2 protein-coding genes are annotated in these 4,321 nt (G+C 62.9%); both read left to right on the forward strand.

All coding sequences use genetic code 11. The annotated features are described in order from the left end of the window. Nucleotides 1-133 precede the first annotated feature (133 nt). Nucleotides 134-2,209 carry a molybdopterin-dependent oxidoreductase gene (locus DIE13_RS32265; RefSeq protein ID WP_124831014.1) on the forward strand — a complete coding sequence of 692 codons (2,076 nt, stop codon included), beginning with the start codon at nucleotides 134-136 and terminating at the stop codon, nucleotides 2,207-2,209. 136 nt (nucleotides 2,210-2,345) lie between these two features. Next, nucleotides 2,346-4,019 (forward strand): long-chain fatty acid--CoA ligase, encoded by a 1,674-nt coding sequence (locus DIE13_RS32270; protein ID WP_124831015.1) that lies wholly within the window; start codon nucleotides 2,346-2,348, stop codon nucleotides 4,017-4,019. Nucleotides 4,020-4,321: the final 302 nt, after the last annotated feature.

Here is a 4,321-nt window from a genome sequence, read left to right on the forward strand (position 1 = left end):
CTACTGCCGCATCGTTGGCAACCTCTCTCGACTGCCGCCTAAACTCGCTCGTCAAGACGGGTTGGCTGGTCGCTTACCCTTATTCGGTACGGCCACGTAAAATTCGCGAATCTCCATCCCCGCATCCAGAACGATGAACGTCGCCACCCAGATAGCCCGGGCCGTTTGCCCTCACGATTGCCCGGACACATGCGCAATGCGCGTGACTGTCGAGAATGGCAAGGCGATCAAGGTCACCGGTGACCCGGACCATCCGCCCACGCAAGGTGTGTTGTGTACGAAAGTCAGCCGATACGCTGATCGCGTCCATCATCCGGATCGTCTCACCGTTCCGCTCAAGCGCGTCGGTGCGAAGGGGGAAGGGCGCTTCGTGCCGATCAGCTGGAGCGAAGCCTTCGACGAGATCGGTCGCCGCCTCGGAGAAATCGCCGCGCGCGCGCCGGAGGCGATCGTGCCGTACAGCTACGCGGGAACGATGGGGCTCGTGCAGGGCGAAGGCATCGCGCAGCGATTCTTCCACAAACTCGGCGCCTCCCGGCTCGAACGTACGATCTGTGCGGCGGCCGGTGCGGCGGGCCTGCGCTATACGTACGGTGGCAGCGTCGGCATGCATCTCGAGCACTTCGAGGAAAGCGAACTGATCCTGATCTGGGGCGCCAATCCGATCGCATCGAGCCTGCATTTCTGGACTCGGGCGCAGGAAGCCAAGCGTCGCGGCGCACGCCTGGTCGCGATCGACCCTTATCGTTCGCTGACGGCCGAAAAGTGCCATCAGCACATTGCGTTGAAACCGGGCACCGACGGAGCCTTCGCGCTCGGCATGATGCACGTGCTGATCACCGAAGATCTGCTCGATCACGACTACATCGCACAGCATACGCTTGGCTTCGATGCACTCAAGGCGCGAGCCTTGTCCTATCCGCCAGAGCGCGTCGCGCAGATCTGCGGCATCGATGCATCGGAACTCGTCGAACTCGCACGTCGTTACGGCGCGACCCGCAAGGCATCGATTCGCCTCAATTACGGCATGCAGCGCGTGCGCGGCGGCGGCAATGCCGTGCGCGCGATCGCGAGCCTGCCCGCGCTGACGGGCGCATGGCGCGATCGGGCGGGCGGGTTGCTGCTGTCGTCGTCGGAATCCGCGCCGGTCAACCAGGCAGCGCTGCTGCGCCCTGACCTGATGCCCGGATGGCCGCATAAACTGCCGCGCAGCATCAATATGAACGCGATCGGCGACGCGCTGCTGCATTCGGGCGACACAACGTTCGGCCCGAAGGTCGAGGCGGTGATCGTCTACAACTCGAATCCGGTGGCTGTCGCGCCGGACTCGTCGAAGGTTGCAGCGGGTTTCGCCCGTGAAGACCTGTTCACCGTTGTTCTCGAGCACTTCAGGACAGATACGGTCGATTTTGCCGACATTGTGTTGCCTGCCACGACGCAACTCGAACATCTCGATGTCCACAAATCGTACGGTCACACCTACGTGATGGCGAATCTGCCCGCAATTCCGCCGGTGGGCGACGCGCGGCCGAACACCGAGATCTTCCGAGGGATCGCGCGCAGCATGGGGCTCGACGAACCCGCGCTTTATCACAGCGACGAAGACGTCGCGCGCGCGGCACTTCGTTGGGATGACCCGGCGCTCGACAGCGACTGGGAAACACTCAAGCGCGCCGGATGGCTCAAGCTCCACGTGGCCGACGCGCCGTTTGCGAACGGCGGTTTCCGTACGCCGTCCGGCAAGTGCGAGTTCTACAGCGCACGGCTCGAGCAGATGGGCATGGATCCTGTGCCGGACTATCTGCCACCCTTCGAATCGGAGGAAGCGGCGCCCGAACTCGCCGCCCGCTATCCGCTCGCGATGATTTCGCCGCCCGCCCGGCACTTCCTGAACAGCACGTTCGTGAACGTGGACAGCCTGCGCAACACGGAAGGCCAGCCGTATCTCGATATCCATCCGACCGACGCCGACGCGCGAGACATCGGCGACGGCGACGTCGTTCGCGTCTTCAACGACCGCGGATCGATGCAGGCGCTCGCGCGTGTGACCGATCGCGCGCGTGCCGGACTCGTCGTCGGGTTGTCGATATGGTGGAAGAAGCTCTCGCCAGACGGCCGGAACGCAAATGAAGTGACGAGTCAGGCCCTGACCGATCTCGGCAATTCGGCGACGTTTTACGATTGCCTTGTGGAAGTAGAGCGGATTTGACAGAATTTATGAGTATGATCAGACGAATTCGTCTGAAAGTTCGAAGTGGGCATCTAACCCTGTTGTCTCGGGACGGGCGAGCCGCTACGATGCGTTTTAGCACGACCATTCGAAAATCTGTGAGGAGACGCGCGGCATGGACAAAATTTGGCTGAAATCGTACCCACCCGGCGTTCCAGCCGAAATTGACGCGTCCCCGTATCCATCGATTCCGGATCTCCTCGACGAAAGCTTCCGGCAGTATCGCGACCGCAAGGCGTTCGTCTGCATGGGCAAGAGCATCACGTACGGCGAGCTCGATGCGCTGTCGCGCCAGTTCGGCGCGTGGCTGCAGTCGCGCGGTCTGAAGCGTGGTGCGCGCGTCGCGCTCATGATGCCGAATGTGCTGCAGTATCCGGTGGCGATCGTCGCGGTGCTTCGCGCGGGCTACACTGTCGTCAACGTCAATCCGCTCTATACGCCGCGCGAGCTCGAGCACCAGTTGAAGGACAGCGGGGCGGAAGCGATCGTCATTCTCGAGAACTTCGCGTCGACGCTTCAGGCCGTCATCGCTAATACCGCGGTCAAGCATGTCGTGGTCGCGTCGATGGGCGATCTGTTGGGCATCAAGGGCTGGCTTGTCAACTACGTCGTGCGCAACGTGAAGAAGATGGTGCCGGCCTGGCAGCTTCCGTCGTTTACGCGCTTCAAGGCCGCGCTGTCGGAAGGCGCGCGGCAGACGTTCAAGCCGGAAAAACTCGGCCCCGACGACGTCGCGTTCCTGCAATACACGGGCGGTACCACAGGTGTCGCGAAGGGCGCGACGCTGCTGCACCGGAACATCGTGTCGAACGTGCTGCAAGCCGGCGCGTGGCACCATCCGGCACATGAGAAGCATCCCGACGTAAAGCAGTTCGTGACGGTCGTCGCGCTGCCGCTTTACCACGTGTTCGCATTGACCGTCTGCGGCTTCCTGACGATGCGCACGGGCGGGATGGGGATCCTGATCCCGAATCCGCGCGACATCGGCGGCATGATCAAGGAGTTGAAGGGGTACCAGATTTCGACGATTCCGGCCGTCAACACGCTGTACAACGCACTGCTGAATCATCCCGAATTCAGTCAGCTCGACCTGTCGAAGCTCGTGATCGCCAACGGTGGCGGCATGGCGATCCAGGAAGGCGTCGCGAAGCGCTGGTACGAGAGGACCCATACCGCGATCGTCGAAGGGTACGGTTTGTCGGAAACGTCGCCGGTGGCGACCTGCAACCCCGTGACGGCGACCGAGTACAGCGGGACGATCGGGCTGCCGCTGCCGTCGACCGAGGTCGCGATTCGCGACGACGCGGGTAATGATGTCGCGCTCGGCGAGCCCGGCGAGATTTGCATCCGCGGGCCGCAGGTCATGGCTGGCTACTGGAATCGTCCGGACGAAACCGCGAAGGTCATGTTCCCGGACGGTTTCTTCAAGACGGGCGATGTCGGCGTGATGGACGCTCGCGGTTACGTGAAGATCGTCGACCGGAAGAAGGACATGATCCTCGTGTCCGGCTTCAACGTGTATCCGAACGAGGTCGAGGATGTGGTGGCGTCGCACCCGGGCGTATTCGAGGTGGCGGCCGTCGGCGTGCCGGACGAGCATTCGGGCGAAGCGGTGAAGCTGTTCGTCGTAAAGAAGGACCCGGCACTCACCGACAAGGACATCCTCGCTTACTGCAAGGAGCGGCTCACCGGCTACAAGCGTCCGAAACTCGTCGAGTTCCGCACCGAGTTGCCGAAGACGAACGTCGGCAAGATTCTGCGGCGCGAATTGCGCGACGGCCGCGCGTAACACCGAAGTCGAGCGAACGAGCCCGGCATGTGCCGGGCTTTTTCCTTTATGGCGGGCGAGCGACAGATGTCGTTGCCGCCGTCACCTGATGCGACCTGAGCGCCCTGCGTCGGACATGCTCCGACGGCGCTGACGGAACGCACTCCGCCGGAGGGGGCGGCCGCTTCGCCGTCGACGCCGCAGTGCTTCGACGCGTGCGCGGTGCGCAGGTGCAGACGAAGTCGGGCGGCAATCCCCCCGTTTTGCACGGGGTTCAGAAATAGAAACTAAGCGGCCATGGCCAACCGCTGCTTTGGCGTAAA

It is taken from the genome of Burkholderia sp. Bp9016 (assembly GCF_003857765.1).
In the GTDB taxonomy this organism is placed as follows: Bacteria; Pseudomonadota; Gammaproteobacteria; order Burkholderiales; family Burkholderiaceae; genus Burkholderia.